Origin of the sequence: Streptomyces justiciae, assembly GCF_015163075.1 — a bacterium.
Lineage (GTDB): Bacteria > Actinomycetota > Actinomycetes > Streptomycetales > Streptomycetaceae > Streptomyces > Streptomyces justiciae.
The window spans coordinates 275,616-293,688 of the sequence record NZ_JADDXU010000007.1 but is presented as its reverse complement, the minus strand read 5'-3'; the positions used below and the strand labels follow the sequence as shown (position 1 = coordinate 293,688).

Below are 18,073 nucleotides of genomic sequence, written 5' to 3'. Positions count from 1 at the left end.
TGGGACCGGTGGGGTTGACCGGGACCGTGGCGTGCAGGATGGAGGTATGGATCTTCGCGTTTTCACCGAGCCCCAGCAGGGGGCGACCTACGACACCCTTCTCACCGTTGCCAAGGCTACGGAGGATCTTGGCTTCGATGCCTTCTTCCGTAGCGATCATTATCTGAAGATGGGGTCCGCCGACGGGTTTCCCGGTCCCACCGACGCCTGGATCACCCTCGCCGGACTCGCCCGTGAGACCAAGCGCATCCGCCTCGGCACCCTGATGACCGCCGGCACCTTCCGGCTGCCCGGCGTGCTCGCCATCCAGGTCGCGCAGGTCGACCAGATGTCCGGCGGCCGCGTCGAACTCGGCCTCGGCGCGGGCTGGTTCGAGGAGGAGCACCAGGCGTACGGCATCCCGTTCCCGAAGGAGAAGTTCGGCCGCCTGGAGGAGCAGCTGGCCATCGTCACCGGCCTGTGGGAGACCAAGCTCGGCGACACCTTCGACTTCCACGGCACGTACTACGACCTGACCGACTCGCCCGCCCTTCCCAAGCCCGCCCAGGAGAAGATCCCGGTCCTCGTCGGCGGCCACGGCCCGACCCGCACCCCGCGGCTCGCCGCGAAGTACGCCGACGAGTTCAACATGCCGTTCGCCTCGATCGAGGACAGCGAGCGCCAGTTCGGCCGGGTCCGCGCCGCCGCCGAGGAGGCCGGCCGCGGGGCCGACGACCTCGTCTACTCCAACGCCCTCGTCGTCTGCGTCGGCAAGGACGACCAGGAGGTCGCCCGCCGCGCCGCCGCGATCGGCCGCGAGGTGCCCGAGCTGAAGGCCAACGGCCTGGCCGGCTCGCCTGCCGAGGTCGTCGACAAGATCGGCCGGTACCAGGAGATCGGCTCGCAGCGCCTGTACCTCCAGCTCCTCGACCTCGACGACCTGGAGCACCTGGAGCTCATCTCCTCGCAGGTGCAGTCGCAGCTGGGTTGAGCGTCGTACGACCGTCCGGTGGAACACCTCATCCACCGGACGGTCCCGTCACGGCTTGCGGGCGATCCCCACGTACAGCGGAATCTCCGTACCACCCTGCCGTTCGCCGAGCTCGGGATGCCACTCGGCCGCCAACACCACGCCGGGGTCGAGCAGTTGGAGGCCGGTGAAGAAGGCCGAGAACTCCGTGCGGGAGCGCACCTGGGCCGCGGTGCCGCCCTTGCGGTACACCTCCACCACACGCTCCCAGGTCTCCGGATCGAAGTCGCCCGTCGCGTGGGAGAGGGTCACATAACTGCCGGACGGCAGCTGTGCCAGCAGCTCCCGCACGATCCGGGCGGGCTCGTCCTCGTCCGCCACCAAGTGCAGCAGCGCCACCAGGGACAGCGCGATCGGCCGCGTGAAGTCGAGGGTCTCGCGGGCCGCCGCGAGGATCTTCCCCGGTTCCCGCACATCGCCCTGGACGTACGCCGTCCGCCCCTCCGGCGTGCTGTGCAGCAGCGCCTCCGCGTGCCGGAGGACGATCGGGTCGTTGTCCGCGTACACCACCCGCGCCTCGGGGGCGATCCCCTGCACGATCTGGTGGAGGTTCGGCCGGGTCGGGATGCCGGTGCCGATGTCGAGGAACTGACGGACCCCGCGCTCGGCCAGCAACCGGGACGCGCGGTGCATGAACGCGCGATTCGTCCGCGCCATCGCGCTCACCGCGGGGAAGAGGGCCGTCACCTGCTCGGCGGCGGCCACGTCGACGGGGTAGTTGTCCTTCCCGCCGAGGAAGTAGTCGTACATCCGCGCCGAGTGCGGCTTGCTCGTGTCCAGGGGAGGTTCTAAGCGGTCCGTGCCCGATCCGGTCTCTGTCACGTGGGGCCTCCAGGCGAATAATTCCCGAGTGCTGCCGATGTCCGGTCTGTACGGTGTGCATATCAGCAGTTCAGACCCTACTTGAGGCACGCCCGTGTTCCTTTCGATCACCACCACCGGCACCCCGGAACGCCCCGCCACCGACCTCGGCTACCTGCTCCACAAGCATCCCGGGAAGGCGCAGGCGTTCTCCACGTCCTACGGCAAGGCCCATGTCCTCTACCCCGAGGCGAGCCCCGAGCGGTGCACGGCGGCGCTGATGCTGGAGGTCGATGCCGTGGCGCTGGTGCGGAAGGGGAAGGGCAAGGGGCGCGGCGGGGCTCCCGACGCGGCGCTCGCGCAGTACGTCAACGACCGTCCGTACGCGGCCTCTTCGCTGCTCGCCGTGGCGCTCAGCGCCGTCTTCTCCAGCGCCATGCGCGGGGTGTGCAACGCCCGCCCCGAGCGGGCCGCGCGGCCGCTGCCGCTGCGCATCGAGGTGCCCGCGCTGCCGGCCAGGGGCGGTCCGGGGCTCGTACGCCAGCTGTTCGAGCCGCTCGGCTGGACGGTCGTCGTCGAACCCGTCGCGCTGGACACGCAGTTCCCCGAGTGGGGCGACTCGCGGTACGTGCGGCTCGAACTGGAGTCCAGCACGCTGACCCTCGCGGAGGCACTGAGGCATCTGTACGTCCTGCTCCCGGTCCTGGACGACGCCAAGCACTACTGGGTCTCCGACGACGAGGTCGACAAGCTGCTGCGCGCCGGTGCGGGCTGGCTGCCCGAGCACCCGGAGCAGAAGCTCATCACCAGCCGCTATCTCTCCCGGCGTTGGTCGCTGACCCGCCAGGCCATGGAGCGACTCGAGCTGGTGCGCCTCGCCGAGACCGACGACAGCGAGGTCGAGGAGATCGACAACGCCGTCGAGGCCGAGACCGAGGAGGAGGCGAGGCCGACCCCGCTCGCCGTGCAGCGGCGGGACGCGATCATCGCCGCGCTCCAGGCGTCCGGTGCCGCGCGCGTGCTCGATCTCGGGTGTGGACAGGGGCAGTTGGTGCAGGCGCTGCTCAAGGACGTGCGCTTCACGGAGATCGTGGGCGTCGACGTGTCGATGCGCGCGCTCACCATCGCCTCCCGGCGGCTGAAGCTGGACCGCATGGGGGAGCGGCAGGCCTCGCGCGTCAAGCTCGTCCAGGGTTCGCTGGCCTACACCGACAAGCGGCTCAAGGGGTACGACGCCGCCGTGCTCAGCGAGGTCATCGAGCACCTCGACCTGCCGCGGCTGCCCGCCCTGGAGTACGCGGTGTTCGGCGCCGCCTGCCCGCGGACCGTCCTCGTGACGACCCCGAACGTGGAGTACAACGTCCGCTGGGAGTCCCTCCCGGCCGGCCATGTCCGGCACGGCGACCACCGCTTCGAGTGGACGCGTGACGAGTTCCGGGCGTGGGCCGGGGCGGTGGCCGAACGGCACGGGTACGACGTGGAGTTCGTGCCGGTGGGGCCCGACGACCCCGAGGTGGGGCCGCCCACCCAGATGGCTGTGTTCACCGTACGCAAGGAGAAGGAGGCGAAGGCCGCATGACCGAGACCCAGACCCAGGGACGGGTCCTGCCCGTCACCGACCTCTCCCTCGTCGTCCTCGTCGGCGCCTCCGGTTCCGGCAAGTCGACCTTCGCCCGCAGGCACTTCAAGCCCACCGAGGTGATCTCCTCGGACTTCTGCCGCGGCCTGGTCTCCGACGACGAGAACGACCAGAGCGCGACGAAGGACGCCTTCGACGTGCTCCACTACATCGCCGGCAAGCGGCTCGCCGCCGGGCGGCGCACGGTCGTGGACGCCACCAGCGTGCAGTCGGACGCCCGCAAGCAGCTGATCGACCTGGCCAAGCAGCACGACGTGCTGCCCATCGCCATCGTGCTGGACGTCCCGGAGGAGGTGTGCGCCGAGCGCAACGCGGGCCGCACCGACCGCGCCGACATGCCGGTCCGGGTCATCAAGCGGCACATCCGCGAACTCCGGCGGTCGCTACGGCACTTGGAGCGGGAGGGCTTCCGCAAGGTACACGTCCTGCGGGGCGTCGAGGAGGCCGAGAACGCCACCGTCGTCACCGAGAAGCGGTTCAACGACCTGACCCACCTCACCGGCCCCTTCGACATCATCGGCGACATCCACGGCTGTGCGAGCGAACTGGAGTCCCTGCTCGGCAAGTTGGGCTACTCCGACGGCGTCCACCCGGAGGGCCGTACCGCGGTCTTCGTCGGAGACCTCGTCGACCGCGGCCCGGACAGCCCTGGGGTGCTGCGCCGCGTGATGTCGATGGTGAAGTCGGGCAACGCCCTGTGCGTGCCGGGCAACCACGAGAACAAGTACGGCCGTTACCTCAAGGGCCGCAACGTCCAGCACACCCACGGCCTCGCCGAGACCATCGGGCAGATGGAGACCGAGTCGGACGAGTTCCGTGCCGAGGTACGGGAGTTCATCGACGGGCTCGTCAGCCACTACGTCCTCGACGGCGGCCGGCTGGTGGTCTGCCACGCCGGTCTGCCGGAGAAGTACCACGGCCGCACCTCCGGCCGGGTCCGCTCGCACGCGCTGTACGGCGACACCACCGGCGAGACCGACGAGTTCGGCCTGCCGGTGCGCTACCCGTGGGCGGAGGACTACCGAGGCCGGGCGGCCGTTGTCTACGGTCACACCCCGGTCCCGGAGGCCAGCTGGTTGAACAACACCATCTGCCTGGACACCGGTGCCGTGTTCGGCGGCAAGCTCACCGCGCTGCGCTGGCCGGAACGCGAGCTGGTCGACGTACCGGCGGAGCAGGTCTGGTACGAGCCGACCAAGCCGCTGAAGTCGGAGGCACCCGGTGGTCACGACGGGCGGCCGCTGGACCTGGCGGACGTGCAGGGACGGCGGGTCGTCGAGACCCGGCACCAGGGCCGCGTCGCCATCCGTGAGGAGAACGCGGCGGCAGCGCTGGAGGTCATGAGCCGGTTCGCGGTGGACCCGCGGCTGCTGCCGTACCTCCCGCCGACCATGGCGCCGACGGCGACCAGTCACATCGACGGCTACCTGGAGCACCCGGCCGAGGCGTTCAAGCAGTACGCCGAGGACGGGGTCGCGCGGGTCGTGTGCGAGGAGAAGCACATGGGCTCGCGGGCGGTGGCGCTGGTGTGCCGGGACGCGGAGGCGGCGCGCAAGCGCTTCGGTGTGGACGGGCAGACCGGCTCGCTCTACACCCGCACCGGCCGGCCGTTCTTTGACGACGAGGCGGTCACCGAGGAGATCCTCGGGCGGGTGCGCGCGGCGGTCGACGAGGCCGGGCTGTGGGCCGAACTCGACACCGACTGGCTGCTGTTGGACGCCGAGCTGATGCCGTGGTCGCTGAAGGCGTCGGGGCTGCTGCGTTCGCAGTACGCCGCTGTCGGCGCCGCGTCCGGGGCGGTGTTCCCGGGTGTCGTCGCCGCACTGGAGGGCGCGGCGGCGCGGGGCGTCGAGGTCGGCGAGCTGCTGGACCGGCAGCGTGCCAGGGCCTCGGACGCGGCCGCGTTCACGGAGGCGTACCGCCGCTACTGCTGGACCACGGACGGCCTGGACGGCGTCCGCCTGGCGCCGTTCCAGATCCTCGCCGTCCAGGGCCGCAGCCTCACCGGGCTCCCGCACGACGAGCAACTGGCCCTGCTGGACCGGCTGGTGGAGCACGACGGCACCGGTCTGCTCCAGACCACCCGACGCCTGTACGTCGACACCGCCGACCCCGAGTCGGTCCAGGCGGGCGTCGACTGGTGGCTGGAGATGACCGGCCGCGGCGGCGAGGGCATGGTGGTCAAGCCGCTGGGTGCCGTGGTGCGCAGCGGGGAGGGGCGGCTGGTGCAGCCCGGCATCAAGTGCCGGGGCCGTGAGTACCTGCGGATCATCTACGGCCCGGAGTACACCCGGCCGGAGAACCTCGCCCGCCTGCGCGGACGCTTCCTGAACCACAAGCGCTCGCTCGCGATCCGCGAGTACGCGCTCGGTCTGGAGGCGCTGGACCGGCTGGCCGAGGGCGAGCCGCTGTGGCGGGTGCACGAGGCGGTCTTCGGGGTGCTGGCGCTGGAATCGGAGCCGGTGGACCCACGGCTGTGACGGGGCGGGGCGGCGCCGGGCCCGCCCCACGGCTGTGACGGGACCGGGCCTCTCGGGGCCCGGTCACCCCACCAGCCGCAGCCGCTCCCGGCACACCCCCACCCGCACCGACTGCCCCCACGTCAGCTCCAGCGCGTCGCCCTCCATGCCGTCCCCGAAGGCGACGAGCCGCTCGGACTCTACCGTGAGCCGGAGCCGGGCGGAGGCCGTCAACTCGCCCGCCACCAGGGACGTACCGGTGGCGGGCGAGGGCCATGCCTCGCGTACGAACCACAGCAGGCGTTCCTCCGCGGGGCCCGGCAGCCGCAGCTCCGCGCCCCGCTCCCGCCACACCGACCGCAGCCAGCCGGTCGCGCCCGTCCCCGTGCCCACCAGCACCCCGGACGAGGCCTGGGCCTCGACGGCACCCCCGTCGCCGTCGAGGCCCAGGCGGTAGCGGGCGGTCTGGTGACCGGCGGCGCCGAGATAGATCTCGTTGAGGGCGAGCAGCCGCTGGGTGTCGTCGGCCACGGCCTCCACCATCGTCAGCTCGTCGACCTCCCGGTCCACGACCGGCAGCAGCCCCGCCACCGCCGACGGCCGGTGCCGGACCAGCACGCCTGGGTTGCGGCCGGGGTCGGTGTCCACGCCCAACACCGGCTGTCCGGCGAGGTACTTGGCGACGTTCGCGACCAGCCCGTCCTGGCCGACCACGACCACCACGTCCTCCGGCGCGAACAGGAAACGGTCCAAGTCGGCCCGCTCTACCCGACTCTGACGCCAGGTCAGTGGGATCGCCGCCGTCACCTCCGCCAGCGCGGCGCGGGTACGGCGGTGGCGGTCCGCCAGTTCCTCGATGTCCCGGCCGCGGGAGGAGAGGAAGAACGCGGCCTGGCCGTGGGTGCCGTGGTGGGCCACCAACTCCTCGTACTCCGTGGTGCGGTGGACCAGGACGACCCTCGGGGCGAGGCTCACGCCGGGTCCCTCGGGGCGCCGAGCCGGGCGAGCAGGCCGGTCAGGACGTCCGGCGAGATGGTGACGCTGTCGATGTGCGGCAGGTTCTCCGCGAGCCGGGTGCCGGTGAGGGCGTGCAGGGTCGCCACGTCTACGTCGGCGTGCACCCGCAGCCACGCCTCCTGAGCCTGGGCCCGCGCCGCGCCCACCTCACGCACCCCTTCGGCCTCGGCGCGAGCCAACTGCACCGACCGCGCCGCCTCGGCCTCCGCGAGCTTGAGCGACCGTGTCGCTTCCGCCTCGACCAGCTTCACCGACCGCTCGGCCTCCGCCTCCGCGAGCTTCACCGACCGCGCGGCCTCCGCCTCCGCCAGCTTCACCGAGCGGGCCGCCTCCGCCCCGGCCCGTACCGCGTCCGCCGCCGCGTGTTCCTCGGCCTCGCGGCGGGCGTTCGTGCCGCGCTGCTCGACCAACTGCTCCTCGCGCCGGGCGAGTTCGATCTGGCTGGCCAGTTCGTTCTCGGCGATCGTCCGCTCCCGCTCGACCGCCACCGCCCGCCGTTCGTACGTCGCCCGGTCGGCCTCCTGCTGGATCTGCTCACGGGCGGGGGTGCGCAGGGCCCGCTCCACCTCCGGCTCCGGACGCAGGGCCACGACCCGGACCGCGACCACCTCGATGCCGGTGGCCGGCAGCCGCGGTTCCGCCGCGAGCCCCGCCGCGACCCGTTCCCGTACCGCCGTCACCCCGTCCACCAGCGCCGCCGACAACGACGTACGGGCGAGGACGTCAAGGGCGTGCTGCTGAGCGGTCTCGGTGAGCAGGGTGCCGAGCTGTTCCAGCGGGGTGCCGCGCCACGCGCCCGTGTCCGGGTCGACCGAGAAGTCCAGGCGGGCGGCGGCGAGGGCCGGGTCGCTGATCCGGTAGGTCACCGTCGACTGCACCGTCACGTCCTGGAAGTCGGACGTACGGGCATGGAAGGTCATCGCCAACTCGCGGTCGTCGACCGGGACTTCGGAGAGCGCGGCGGTCAGCGCGCGGAACCAGAAGCTCAGCCCGGGCCCGTCGTGCAGCAGCTTTCCGCCGCGGTGGTGCCGGATGTGCGCGGTCGGTGCGCCACGGAGATGGCGCCAGCCCAGGCGCCGGGTGATGTCGGCCACGAGAGCCCCCTTGTCGTCTGGAAGACGATAACCGTGGGGCGCGTTTATCGTCAAGAGGACGAGAAAGGGAAGTGGTCAAGCAGGGGGTGAATCCGGTCGCCGGTGGTCAGGATGGAGTCATGGGATTCCATGTCGACTCCGAGGCCGGGCGGCTGCGCCGCGTCATCCTGCACCGGCCGGATCTCGAGCTCAAAAGGCTCACCCCCAGCAACAAGGACGCCCTCCTCTTCGACGACGTGCTGTGGGTGCGCCGGGCGCGCGCCGAGCACGACGGGTTCGCGGACGTGCTCCGCGACCGCGGGGTCACCGTCCACCTGTTCGGCGACCTGCTCACCGAGGCCCTGGCGATCCCGGCGGCCCGCACCCTCGTCCTGGACCGGGTCTTCGACGAGAAGGAGTACGGCGTCCTCGCCACCGACCACCTCCGCGCCGCCTTCGAGACGCTGCCCGCGCCCGAGCTGGCCGAGGCGCTGGTCGGCGGCATGACCAAGCGGGAGTTCCTCGACGCGCACGAGGAACCGGTCTCCGTCCGCTTCCATGTCATGGACCTCGACGACTTCCTCCTCGCCCCCCTGCCCAACCACCTCTTCACCCGCGACACCTCCGCCTGGATCTACGACGGCGTCTCCGTCAACGCCATGCGCTGGCCCGCCCGGCAGCGCGAGACGGTCCACTTCGAGGCGATCTACCGGCACCACCCGCTCTTCCGCGACGAGACGTTCCGCATCTGGAGCGAGGGCCAGGCCGACTACCCGTCGACCATCGAGGGCGGGGACGTCCTGGTCATCGGCAACGGCGCCGTCCTCATCGGCATGAGCGAGCGCACCACCCCGCAGGCCGTCGAGATGCTCGCGCACAAGCTGTTCGCGGCCGGCTCGGCGCAGACGATCGTCGCCCTCGACATGCCGAAGCGGCGTGCCTTCATGCACCTCGACACCGTGATGACGATGGTCGACGGCGACACCTTCACCCAGTACGCCGGGCTCGGCATGCTCCGCTCGTACACCATCGAACCGGGCGTCGGCGACAAGGAGTTGAAGGTCACCGACCATCCGCCGGAGCACATGCACCGCGCGATCGCCGCCGCGCTGGGTCTCAACGAGATCCGGGTGCTGACCGCGACGCAGGACGTCCACGCCGCCGAGCGCGAGCAGTGGGACGACGGCTGCAACGTGCTGGCCGTCGAACCGGGCGTGGTGGTCGCCTACGAGCGGAACTCCACCACCAACACCCACCTCCGCAAGCAGGGCATCGAGGTCATCGAGATCCCGGGCAGCGAGCTGGGGCGGGGGAGGGGCGGGCCGCGCTGCATGAGCTGTCCGGTCGAACGGTCGGCCGTATAGTCGTACAAGGGTCTGTATATAAATGCTGGGCGTCGTATAGACTTCCAGGAGTTCGTGTCCCCCGTATCTCTGGAGCGCCCCCATGGCGACTGTCCCCACTGCCCTCGCCGGGCGTCACTTCCTCAAGGAGCTCGACTTCACCGACGAGGAGTTCCTCGGGCTGGTCGCGCTGGCCGCGGAGCTGAAGGCCGCGAAGAAGGCCGGGACCGAGACGCGGTACCTCCAGGGCAAGAACATCGCGCTGATCTTCGAGAAGACCTCGACGCGCACCCGCTGCGCGTTCGAGGTCGCCGCCGCCGACCAGGGCGCCTCGACGACGTACCTCGACCCGTCGGGCTCGCAGATCGGCCACAAGGAGTCCGTACGGGACACCGCGCGTGTGCTCGGCCGGATGTACGACGGCATCGAGTACCGCGGGGACAGCCAGCAGAAGGTCGAGGAACTCGCCGCGTACGCCGGCGTCCCCGTCTTCAACGGTCTCACCGACGACTGGCACCCCACCCAGATGCTCGCCGACGTGCTGACGATGACCGAGCACACCAGCAAGGACCTGGTCGACGACGGGTTCGTCTTCGCCTACCTCGGCGACGCCCGCTTCAACATGGGCAACTCCTACCTGATCACCGGCGCCCTGCTCGGCATGGACGTGCGGATCGTCGCCCCGAAGTCCTACTGGCCCGACCAGGACGTCATCGAGCGGGCGCGGCAGCTCGCCGTGGACAGCGGGGCCGCGATCACGCTGACCGAGTCCGTCGAGGAGGGCGTGCGCGGCGCCGACTTCGTCGCCACCGACGTCTGGGTCTCCATGGGCGAGCCCAAGGAGGTCTGGGACGACCGGATCGCCGCGCTGAAGCCGTACGCGGTGACCATGGACGTGCTGCGCGCCACCGGCAACCCGGACGTGAAGTTCCTGCACTGCCTGCCGGCCTTCCACGACCTGGGCACGAAGGTGGGCCAGGACATATACGACTCGCACGGCCTCGACTCCCTCGAGGTGACCGACGAGGTCTTCGAGTCCGCCCACTCGGTCGTCTTCGACGAGGCGGAGAACCGGCTGCACACCATCAAGGCCGTACTGGTCGCGACGCTGGGCTGACGGTCACGCCGGACGCCGCTGCGGCGGGACCACCGGCAGCCTGAACCACACCGCCTTGCCGGACTCGGTGGGGCGGTGCCCGCAGGACGAGCTGAGGGCGCGGATCAGCAGCAGCCCGCGTCCGTGCTCCTGCCAGGGGTCGGGCTCCCCGCCGTGCGGGCGGGTGAGATCGCCGGGCGGCGCCGGGTCCGGGTCATGGACCTCGACCTGGCAGCCATGCGGCAGCAGCTCCACGACCAGCTCTATCGGCGAGTCCCCGGCGGTGTGCTCGACGGCGTTCGCGACCAGCTCGGCCGTCAGCAGCTCAGCGGTGTCACAGTCGGCCCCGTGCTCGAGATCGGCGAGCGCCGTCCGCACCAGCGCACGCGCCACGGGCACCGCCGCGGCGGAGTGCGGCAGCGCGATACGCCAGGAGGCGGAGGCTGAGGGGCGTTCTTGCAAGGCGGTTCCGTTCATGAGCAGGCTGTCCTGCTTTCAACCTTATGAATGGTACGGCGCCGCCCGGCAGAGGCCTCCGACGGGCACCGTGCGGGACCTTCGGCCCCGCTACCGGGCGGCTTACCCGCGACAACGCCCCGCCTCGCACGGCTGCTCCCGTCGTTGCCGCTCTGTCGACGAGCCGTGACGGATGTGACGGGGCCGGGTCACATCCGGACGGTGTTATCGCGGCCTCGTGACGACAGTCAAAGATGAGTGATAGCTTCGAAGGGCAGAGCGCGTAGAGCGCGGGTAGAGCGCACCTCACCTGGGGAGGCCGCACGCATGAGTCCCTTCACCGGCTCCGCCGCCCGAACCGCCCGCTGGGAGCATCTGCGGGTGGACCTGACCGAGGGCGTCGGCACCGTCACCCTCGCCCGCCCCGACAAACTCAACGCGCTCACCTTCGGCGCCTACGCCGACCTGCGCGACCTCCTCGCCGAACTGTCGCGGGAGCGCTCGGTGCGAGCCCTCGTCCTGGCCGGTGAGGGACGTGGCTTCTGCTCCGGCGGCGACGTCGACGAGATCATCGGCGCGACCCTGTCGATGGACACGGCCCAGCTCCTCGACTTCAACCGGATGACAGGGCAGGTCGTGCGGGCCGTACGGGAGTGCCCGTTCCCGGTGATCGCGGCGGTCCACGGCGTGGCGGCCGGCGCGGGGGCGGTCCTCGCCCTCGCCGCGGACTTCCGGGTGGCCGACCCGACCGCCCGGTTCGCCTTCCTGTTCACGCGGGTGGGCCTGTCCGGCGGCGACATGGGCGCGGCCTACCTGCTGCCCAGAGTGGTCGGCCTCGGCCACGCGACCCGCCTGCTGATGCTGGGCGACCCGGTCCGCGCACCGGAGGCGGAACGCATCGGCCTGATCAGCGAACTCACCGACGAGGGCCGAGCGGACGAGGCAGCCCAGACCCTGGCCCGCCGCCTGGCCGACGGCCCCGCCCTGGCCTACGCCCAGACAAAGGCCCTGCTCACGGCGGAACTGGACATGCCGTTGGCGGCGAGTGTGGAGCTGGACGCATCCACACAGGCGTTGCTGATGAACGGCGAGGATTACGCGGAGTTCCACAAGGCATTCAAGGAGAAGCGGACCCCGAAATGGCAAGGCCGGTGACTGCGGTGCCGCTAGGGGCGCGGGGAACTGCGCGACAAGCCACGACGGACCCGCAGCCGCCGACAACGCCCAGCCACCCCCCACGAATCGCGATCATCGGCGGCGGCCCCGGCGGGCTCTACGCAGCAGCGTTGCTCAAACGCCGCGACCCCGCCCGCGAAGTCACCGTCTGGGAACGCAACGCCCCCGACGACACCTTCGGCTTCGGAGTGGTCCTCTCCGACGAAACCCTGGGCGGCATAGAACACGCCGACCCAGTGGTCTACGAGGCCCTCCAACAGCACTTCATCCGCTGGGACGACATCGACATCGTCCACCGAGGAACCCGCCACACCTCCGGAGGACACGGCTTCGCAGCCCTAGGCCGCAAACGCCTCCTGGAGATCCTCCACGCCCGCTGCCACGACCTCGGCGTCGACCTCCGCTTCCGCACCGAGGCCCCGCCCGACCTCGCCGAGACCCACGACCTCGTCATCGCCGCCGACGGAGTCAACAGCAGCACCCGCGAGGCGCACCGGCAAACCTTCCGCCCCCAGATCACCACCCACCGCTGCCGCTACATCTGGCTCGCCGCCGACTTCGCCTTCGAGGCCTTCCGCTTCGAGATCGCCGAGACCGAACACGGCGTGATGCAACTGCACGGCTATCCGTACGCGCCCGACGCCTCCACCGTGATCGTCGAGATGCGCGAAGAGGTCTGGCGGGCGGCCGGTTTCGCGGAACTCGACACCCAGGGTTCCCTCGACCGCTGCGCCAAGATCTTCACGGACGCCCTCGGCGGCAGGCCGCTGCGCTCCAACAACTCGGCCTGGACCACCTTCCGTACGGTCGTCAACGCGCACTGGTCCCACGGCAACACCGTGCTGCTCGGCGACGCCGCCCACACCGCGCACTTCTCCATCGGCTCCGGCACCAAACTCGCCGTCGAGGACGCCCTCGCCCTCGCCGCCTGTCTGGAGGAGCAACCGGACCTGCCCACGGCACTCCAGGCCTACGAAGACGAACGCAAACCCGTCGTCGCCTCCACGCAGCGCGCAGCCCGCGCCAGCCTGGAGTGGTTCGAGGACCTGGGCCGCTATCTCGACCAGCCGCCACGCCAGTTCGCGTTCAACCTCCTCACCCGCAGCCGCCGCGTCACCCACGACAACCTGCGCCTTCGCGACGCCCACTTCACGGGCGCGGTGGAGCGAGAGTTCGGCTGCCCGCCCGGCACGCCCCCGATGTTCACGCCGTTCCGGCTGCGCGGGCTGACCCTGCGCAACCGGGTCGTGGTCTCACCCATGGACATGTACTCCGCCACCGACGGTCTCCCCGGCGACTTCCACCTCGTCCACCTGGGCGCACGGGCGCTCGGCGGCGCGGGCCTGGTGATGACCGAGATGGTGTGCGTGAGCGAGGAGGGGCGCATCACCCCCGGCTGCACTGGCCTCTACAACGGCAAGCAGGCCGAGGGCTGGAAGCGGATCACCGACTTCGTGCACACCCAGTCGCCGGGCACCGCGATCGGCGTGCAGCTCGGCCACTCCGGCCGCAAGGGCTCGACCAAGCTGATGTGGGAGGGCATGGACGAACCACTGCCCGACGGCAACTGGCCTCTCGTGGCCGCGTCGGCGCTCCCGTACAAACCCGCCAACCAGACGCCGCGCGAACTCACCCGCGCCCAACTCACCGACCTGCGCGAGCAGTTCACGGCCGCCGCCTGGCGGGCCGCCCGCGCGGGCTTCGACCTCCTCGAACTCCACTGCGCGCACGGCTACCTGCTCTCCGGCTTCCTCTCCCCGCTCACCAACCAGCGCACCGACGCCTACGGCGGCACGCTCGCCAAGCGCCTGCGCTTCCCCCTCGAAGTCTTCGACGCCATCAGGGGCGTATGGCCCGACGAACGGCCCATGACCGTCCGCATCTCCGCCACCGACTGGGCCGAGGGCGGGACGACGGCCGAGGACGCCGTCGAGATCGCCCGCGCCTTCGCCGCGCACGGCGCCGACGCGATCGACGTGTCGACCGGGCAGGTCGTCTCCGAGGAGCGGCCGGAGTTCGGGCGGTCGTACCAGACGCCCTTCGCCGACCGTATCCGCCACGAGACCGGCATCCCGGTGATCGCGGTCGGCGCGATCTCCTCCTGGGACGACGTCAACTCCCTGATCCTGGCCGGACGTACGGACCTGTGCGCCCTCGCCCGCCCCCACCTCTACGACCCGCACTGGACGCTGCACGCCGCCGCCGAGCAGGGGTACGACGGACCCGGCGTCGTCTGGCCGGACCCGTACCGGGCGGGCAGTCGCCGCCCGCAGACCGGACGCACGGACGCCCCCAAGCCCCGGCTGACACTGGGGACTTGAGGGCACCTTTGAAAGCTAGAGCTCGACCATTCCCGCCGTCAGCGTCGCCCCGTCCGCCGGGTCGATCAGGATGAACGCGCCGGTGCGTCGGGAGACCGCGTAGTCGTCCAGGGCGAGCGGCTCGGCCGTGCGCAGCACCACGCGGCCCAGGTCGTTCGCGCCCAACTCGGCTGCCCCGCCCAGCTCCTGGACGATCGCCTTGACGGTCCGCGTGGTGTGCCGCACCAGGACGCGGTCGCCGACCCGCAGCGGACGGTCGGCCAGATGGCAGACGGCCGCCCGGACGTCCCGGGTGAGCGCCGGCACATCGACCCCGGCCGTGATCATGTCGCCACGCGAGACGTCCCGTTGGTCTGCGAGGCGCACCCCGATGGACTGCGGGGCGTACGCCACCTCCGCCGGGGTACCGAGCACGTCGATGCCGGTGATCTCGGAGGTCTCGCCGGACGGATGGACGGTGACCCGGTCGCCGACCCGCAGCGCACCGGACACCAACTGGCCCGCGTAGTGGCGGACTTCGCCGTCCCGGATGACGTACTGGACGGGGAAGCGGGCGGGCGCGTCCGTGGCCTCGACGCCGACCGGCACGTTCTCCAGGAACTCCAGCAGCGCCGGGCCCTCGTACCAGTCCATGCTCGTCGAGCGGTCCACCACGTTGTCGCCGACGAGCGCGGAGACCGGGATCGGTGTGAAGGACGGCAGCCCCAACTCGGCCGCGTCACCGGCGAAGTCCTCGACGATCCGCTGGAACTCCTTCTCCTCGTACCCGACGAGGTCCATCTTGTTGACGGCCAGGACGACGTGCGGGACGCGGAGCAGGGCGGCGATCGCGGCATGGCGACGCGTCTGCTCGACCACGCCGTTGCGGGCGTCGACGAGGATGATCGTCAGCTCGGCGGTTGAGGCGCCGGTGACCATGTTGCGGGTGTACTGCACATGGCCGGGGGTGTCGGCGAGGATGAACCGGCGCTTGGCGGTGGCGAAGTAGCGGTACGCCACGTCGATCGTGATGCCCTGCTCGCGCTCGGCGCGCAGGCCGTCCGTGAGGAGCGCGAGGTCGGGGCCCTCCTGGCCGCGCGACGCGGACGCGCGCTCGACGGCCTCCAACTGGTCGGCGAGCACCGACTTGGAGTCGTGCAACAGGCGGCCCACGAGGGTGGACTTGCCGTCGTCGACGGAGCCCGCGGTGGCGAACCGAAGCGTGTCAACGGTCGTGTTGACGGTCATGTCTAGAAATACCCTTCGCGCTTGCGGTCTTCCATCGCGGCCTCGGACATCTTGTCGTCGGCGCGGGTCGCGCCGCGCTCGGTGAGCCGGGACGCGGCGATCTCGGCGATCACCTTCTCGATGGTGTCGGCGTCGGAGTCCACCGCGCCCGTGCAGGACATGTCGCCGACCGTGCGATAGCGGACCTGCCGCTTCTCCACGGTCTCCGCGCCCTTCGGCCCACCCCACTCACCGGCGGTCAGCCACATCCCGCCGCGCCGGAACACCTCGCGCTGGTGCGCGTAGTAGATCTCGGGGAGTTCGATCCGCTCGCGGGCGATGTACTGCCAGACGTCCAGCTCGGTCCAGTTGCTCAAAGGGAACACCCGTACGTGCTCACCCGGCGCATGCCGCCCGTTGTACAGGTTCCACAGCTCGGGCCGCTGCCGTCGCGGGTCCCACTGCGAGAACTCGTCCCGCAGCGAGAACACCCGCTCCTTCGCCCGGGCCTTCTCCTCGTCCCGCCGGCCACCGCCGAAGACCGCGTCGAACTTCTCCGACTGGATCTTCTCGGTCAGCGGGAGGGTCTGGAGCGGGTTGCGTGTGCCGTCGGGACGCTCGCGGAGCACGCCCCGGTCGATGTAGTCCTGCACGGACGCCACATGGAGACGGAGACCGTGCCGCGCCACCGTGCGGTCGCGGTAGTCGAGCACTTCGGGGAAGTTGTGCCCGGTGTCCACATGGAGGAGCGAGAAGGGGATCGCGACCGGGGCGAACGCCTTGAGCGCCAGGTGCAGCATGACGATGGAGTCCTTGCCGCCGGAGAACAGGATCACCGGCCGCTCGAACTCGCCCGCCACCTCACGGAAGATGTGCACGGCCTCGGACTCCAGGGCGTCCAAGTGCGAGAGAGCGAAGGTCCTTTCCGTGGGCGTGGCGCTCACACCAGCCCCCGCTCCGCCAGCACGGTGTACACCGCGTCGGCCGACTCCTGCGGGGTCTGCGACTGGGTCTGAAGGACCAGCGCCGCGTCCACCGGCGTCTCGTACGGGTCGTCGACGCCGGTCAGCCCCGACAGCTCGCCCGCGGCCTGCTTGGCGTACAGCCCCTTCACGTCCCGCTCGCTGCACACCTCGACCGGAGTGGCGACATGCACCTCGATGTACGGCGTCCCGCTCGCCTCGTGCCGTTTGCGGACGGCCTCGCGGCTGTCGGCGTAGGGCGCGATGACGGGGACGACGGACAGGACGCCGTTGCGGGCGAGGACCTCGGAGACCAGGCCGATGCGCTGCACGTTGGTGTTGCGGTCCTCGCGCGAGAAGCCGAGGCCCGCGGAGAGGAAGCGGCGTATCTCGTCGCCGTCGAGGACCTCCACGCGATGTCCCTCGGCCTTCAGCCGCTCACCGAGGTGCCGGGCAATGGTGGTCTTGCCCGCGCTCGGCAGCCCCGTGAGCCAGACGGTGGCTCCCTGAGCCCTTGCCGTGGTGGTCATGCGCAACAGTCCTCTTCACTTACCGACAGGCGACCCGAGGGACGCTAGGTAAGAAACTTGAGAAGAGGGACAGAGGAACCTGAGGGTTCCCTTAGGTACCTGTGTTGTGTGTGAGGTCACACGGGATCACCCGCGAGAGCACCCGCGTGACCACCCGGCATCACACGCCCACGAAAGCCGCCCCCGCGTCCCGCAGCCGCGCGTGCAGCCCCCGGAACACCGCCGCCGAGCGGCTGCCCGGCCAGTCCTCGGGGAGCAGCCGGGCGGGCAGGCCGGGGTCGGTGTAGGGGAGGTGGCGCCAGGAGTCCAGGGCGAGGAGGTAATCGCGGTACGCCTCCTCGGGCGGGGTGTCCTCGCGGCCCTCCCAGGCGTGCAGCACGCGCGCGTGCCGGTCGAGGAAGGCGTCGTGCTCCTTGGCGATCGCCGCCAGGTCCCACCAGCGGGCGACCGCGTCGGCGGTGGCGGCGAAGCCGAGGTGCTCGCCGCGGAAGAAGTCGACGTACGGATCGAGGCGCAGCCGCTCAAGGGTGTGCCGGGCCTCCTCGTACAGCCGCGCGGGCGCGAGCCACACACCCGGCGCCGCGGTTCCGAATCCGAGCCCGGCAAGGCGCGAGCGCAGCACATGGCGCTTCTGCCGCTCCGACTCCGGTACGGAGAACACCGCGAGGACCCAGCCCTCGTCCTCGGGCGGCGCGACGGCGTAGATACGGCGGTCGCCGTCCTCCAGCAACTGGCGGGCGTCGGGGGAGAGTTCGTACCCGGCCGCGCCCTGCGCGGTGCGTGAGGGCACGAGCAACCCGCGGCGTTTGAGCCGGGACACGGAGGATCTGACGGAGGGCGCGTCCACGCCGACCGCGGCCAGCAGCCGGATCAGCTCGGCGACCGGTACCGGGCCGGGCACGAAGCGGCCGTAGGCGCCGTAGAGCGTGACGATGAGAGACCGTGGTGCATGCTGGTCGGACACGTTGATCATCTTAGGTCGTCG

15 protein-coding genes are annotated in these 18,073 nt (G+C 71.0%); 7 read left to right on the top strand and 8 right to left on the bottom strand.

Annotation, left to right across the window (positions count from 1 at the left end):
• The first annotated feature begins 46 nt into the window (after positions 1-46).
• Positions 47-970: an LLM class F420-dependent oxidoreductase gene (locus IQ210_RS21500; RefSeq protein ID WP_194080692.1), complete on the top strand. Its 924-nt coding sequence runs from the start codon at positions 47-49 to the stop codon at positions 968-970.
• A gap of 48 nt (positions 971-1,018) precedes the next feature.
• Here the strand turns inward: IQ210_RS21500 and IQ210_RS21495 are convergent, their stop codons facing one another.
• Positions 1,019-1,831 (bottom strand): SAM-dependent methyltransferase, encoded by an 813-nt coding sequence (locus tag IQ210_RS21495; RefSeq protein WP_322656402.1) that lies wholly within the window; start codon positions 1,829-1,831, stop codon positions 1,019-1,021.
• Between the two features lie 94 nt (positions 1,832-1,925).
• Between IQ210_RS21495 and IQ210_RS21490 the strand changes: the two genes are divergently transcribed.
• The gene (locus tag IQ210_RS21490; RefSeq protein ID WP_194080691.1) at positions 1,926-3,389 is read left to right on the top strand and encodes a 3' terminal RNA ribose 2'-O-methyltransferase Hen1; all 1,464 of its coding nucleotides are present in this window, start codon (positions 1,926-1,928) and stop codon (positions 3,387-3,389) included.
• Positions 3,386-5,929, top strand: a complete 2,544-nt coding sequence (locus IQ210_RS21485; RefSeq protein ID WP_194080690.1) for a polynucleotide kinase-phosphatase — start codon at positions 3,386-3,388, stop codon at positions 5,927-5,929. Before IQ210_RS21490 ends, IQ210_RS21485 begins: the two co-directional genes overlap by 4 nt.
• Before the next feature lie 63 nt (positions 5,930-5,992).
• Here the strand turns inward: IQ210_RS21485 and IQ210_RS21480 are convergent, their stop codons facing one another.
• Entirely contained in the window at positions 5,993-6,883 is an 891-nt protein-coding gene (locus IQ210_RS21480) for an NAD(+)/NADH kinase (RefSeq protein WP_194080689.1), read from the bottom strand.
• Positions 6,880-8,019 (bottom strand): SPFH domain-containing protein, encoded by a 1,140-nt coding sequence (locus IQ210_RS21475; protein ID WP_194080688.1) that lies wholly within the window; start codon positions 8,017-8,019, stop codon positions 6,880-6,882. The genes IQ210_RS21480 and IQ210_RS21475 overlap by 4 nt, the downstream gene beginning before the upstream one ends.
• A gap of 119 nt (positions 8,020-8,138) precedes the next feature.
• On the opposite strand from IQ210_RS21475, the gene IQ210_RS21470 reads away from it, so the two are divergent.
• Both IQ210_RS21470 and argF read left to right on the top strand, forming a co-directional pair.
• Positions 8,139-9,362 carry an arginine deiminase gene (locus tag IQ210_RS21470; protein ID WP_194080687.1) on the top strand — a complete coding sequence of 408 codons (1,224 nt, stop codon included), beginning with the start codon at positions 8,139-8,141 and terminating at the stop codon, positions 9,360-9,362.
• Between the two features lie 82 nt (positions 9,363-9,444).
• Positions 9,445-10,458 (top strand): ornithine carbamoyltransferase, encoded by a 1,014-nt coding sequence (gene argF, locus IQ210_RS21465; protein ID WP_194080686.1) that lies wholly within the window; start codon positions 9,445-9,447, stop codon positions 10,456-10,458.
• A gap of 3 nt (positions 10,459-10,461) precedes the next feature.
• On the opposite strand, the gene IQ210_RS21460 is transcribed toward argF, so the two are convergent.
• Positions 10,462-10,914, bottom strand: coding sequence for an ATP-binding protein (locus IQ210_RS21460; RefSeq protein ID WP_194080685.1), 453 nt, complete (start codon positions 10,912-10,914; stop codon positions 10,462-10,464).
• Between the two features lie 306 nt (positions 10,915-11,220).
• Between IQ210_RS21460 and IQ210_RS21455 the strand changes: the two genes are divergently transcribed.
• Together IQ210_RS21455 and IQ210_RS21450 are read left to right on the top strand one after the other, a co-directional pair.
• The gene (locus IQ210_RS21455; protein ID WP_194080684.1) at positions 11,221-12,048 is read left to right on the top strand and encodes an enoyl-CoA hydratase family protein; all 828 of its coding nucleotides are present in this window, start codon (positions 11,221-11,223) and stop codon (positions 12,046-12,048) included.
• Positions 12,033-14,390 carry a bifunctional salicylyl-CoA 5-hydroxylase/oxidoreductase gene (locus IQ210_RS21450; RefSeq protein ID WP_194080683.1) on the top strand — a complete coding sequence of 786 codons (2,358 nt, stop codon included), beginning with the start codon at positions 12,033-12,035 and terminating at the stop codon, positions 14,388-14,390. The genes IQ210_RS21455 and IQ210_RS21450 overlap by 16 nt, the downstream gene beginning before the upstream one ends.
• A 15-nt stretch (positions 14,391-14,405) precedes the next feature.
• Here the strand turns inward: IQ210_RS21450 and IQ210_RS21445 are convergent, their stop codons facing one another.
• From IQ210_RS21445 to IQ210_RS21430, 4 genes are all read right to left on the bottom strand, one after another.
• The gene (locus IQ210_RS21445; RefSeq protein ID WP_194080682.1) at positions 14,406-15,617 is read right to left on the bottom strand and encodes a sulfate adenylyltransferase subunit 1; all 1,212 of its coding nucleotides are present in this window, start codon (positions 15,615-15,617) and stop codon (positions 14,406-14,408) included.
• A gap of 2 nt (positions 15,618-15,619) precedes the next feature.
• Positions 15,620-16,540: a sulfate adenylyltransferase subunit CysD gene (gene cysD / locus IQ210_RS21440; RefSeq protein ID WP_194080681.1), complete on the bottom strand. Its 921-nt coding sequence runs from the start codon at positions 16,538-16,540 to the stop codon at positions 15,620-15,622.
• Positions 16,537-17,088, bottom strand: coding sequence for an adenylyl-sulfate kinase (cysC, locus tag IQ210_RS21435; protein ID WP_194080680.1), 552 nt, complete (start codon positions 17,086-17,088; stop codon positions 16,537-16,539). Before cysC ends, cysD begins: the two co-directional genes overlap by 4 nt.
• Positions 17,089-17,248: 160 nt before the next feature.
• The gene (locus IQ210_RS21430; RefSeq protein ID WP_194080679.1) at positions 17,249-18,061 is read right to left on the bottom strand and encodes a PaaX family transcriptional regulator; all 813 of its coding nucleotides are present in this window, start codon (positions 18,059-18,061) and stop codon (positions 17,249-17,251) included.
• Positions 18,062-18,073: the final 12 nt, after the last annotated feature.

Coding starts and splice junctions, on each gene's coding strand:
- IQ210_RS21450 (WP_194080683.1), top strand. CDS start 12,033: ATGGCAAGGCCGGTGACTGCGGTGCCGCTAGGGGCGCGGGGAACTGCG.
- IQ210_RS21470 (WP_194080687.1), top strand. CDS start 8,139: ATGGGATTCCATGTCGACTCCGAGGCCGGGCGGCTGCGCCGCGTCATC.
- IQ210_RS21460 (WP_194080685.1), bottom strand. CDS start 10,914: ATGAACGGAACCGCCTTGCAAGAACGCCCCTCAGCCTCCGCCTCCTGG.
- IQ210_RS21455 (WP_194080684.1), top strand. CDS start 11,221: ATGAGTCCCTTCACCGGCTCCGCCGCCCGAACCGCCCGCTGGGAGCAT.
- IQ210_RS21430 (WP_194080679.1), bottom strand. CDS start 18,061: ATGATCAACGTGTCCGACCAGCATGCACCACGGTCTCTCATCGTCACG.
- IQ210_RS21500 (WP_194080692.1), top strand. CDS start 47: ATGGATCTTCGCGTTTTCACCGAGCCCCAGCAGGGGGCGACCTACGAC.
- argF (WP_194080686.1), top strand. CDS start 9,445: ATGGCGACTGTCCCCACTGCCCTCGCCGGGCGTCACTTCCTCAAGGAG.
- IQ210_RS21445 (WP_194080682.1), bottom strand. CDS start 15,617: ATGACCGTCAACACGACCGTTGACACGCTTCGGTTCGCCACCGCGGGC.
- IQ210_RS21485 (WP_194080690.1), top strand. CDS start 3,386: ATGACCGAGACCCAGACCCAGGGACGGGTCCTGCCCGTCACCGACCTC.
- cysC (WP_194080680.1), bottom strand. CDS start 17,088: ATGACCACCACGGCAAGGGCTCAGGGAGCCACCGTCTGGCTCACGGGG.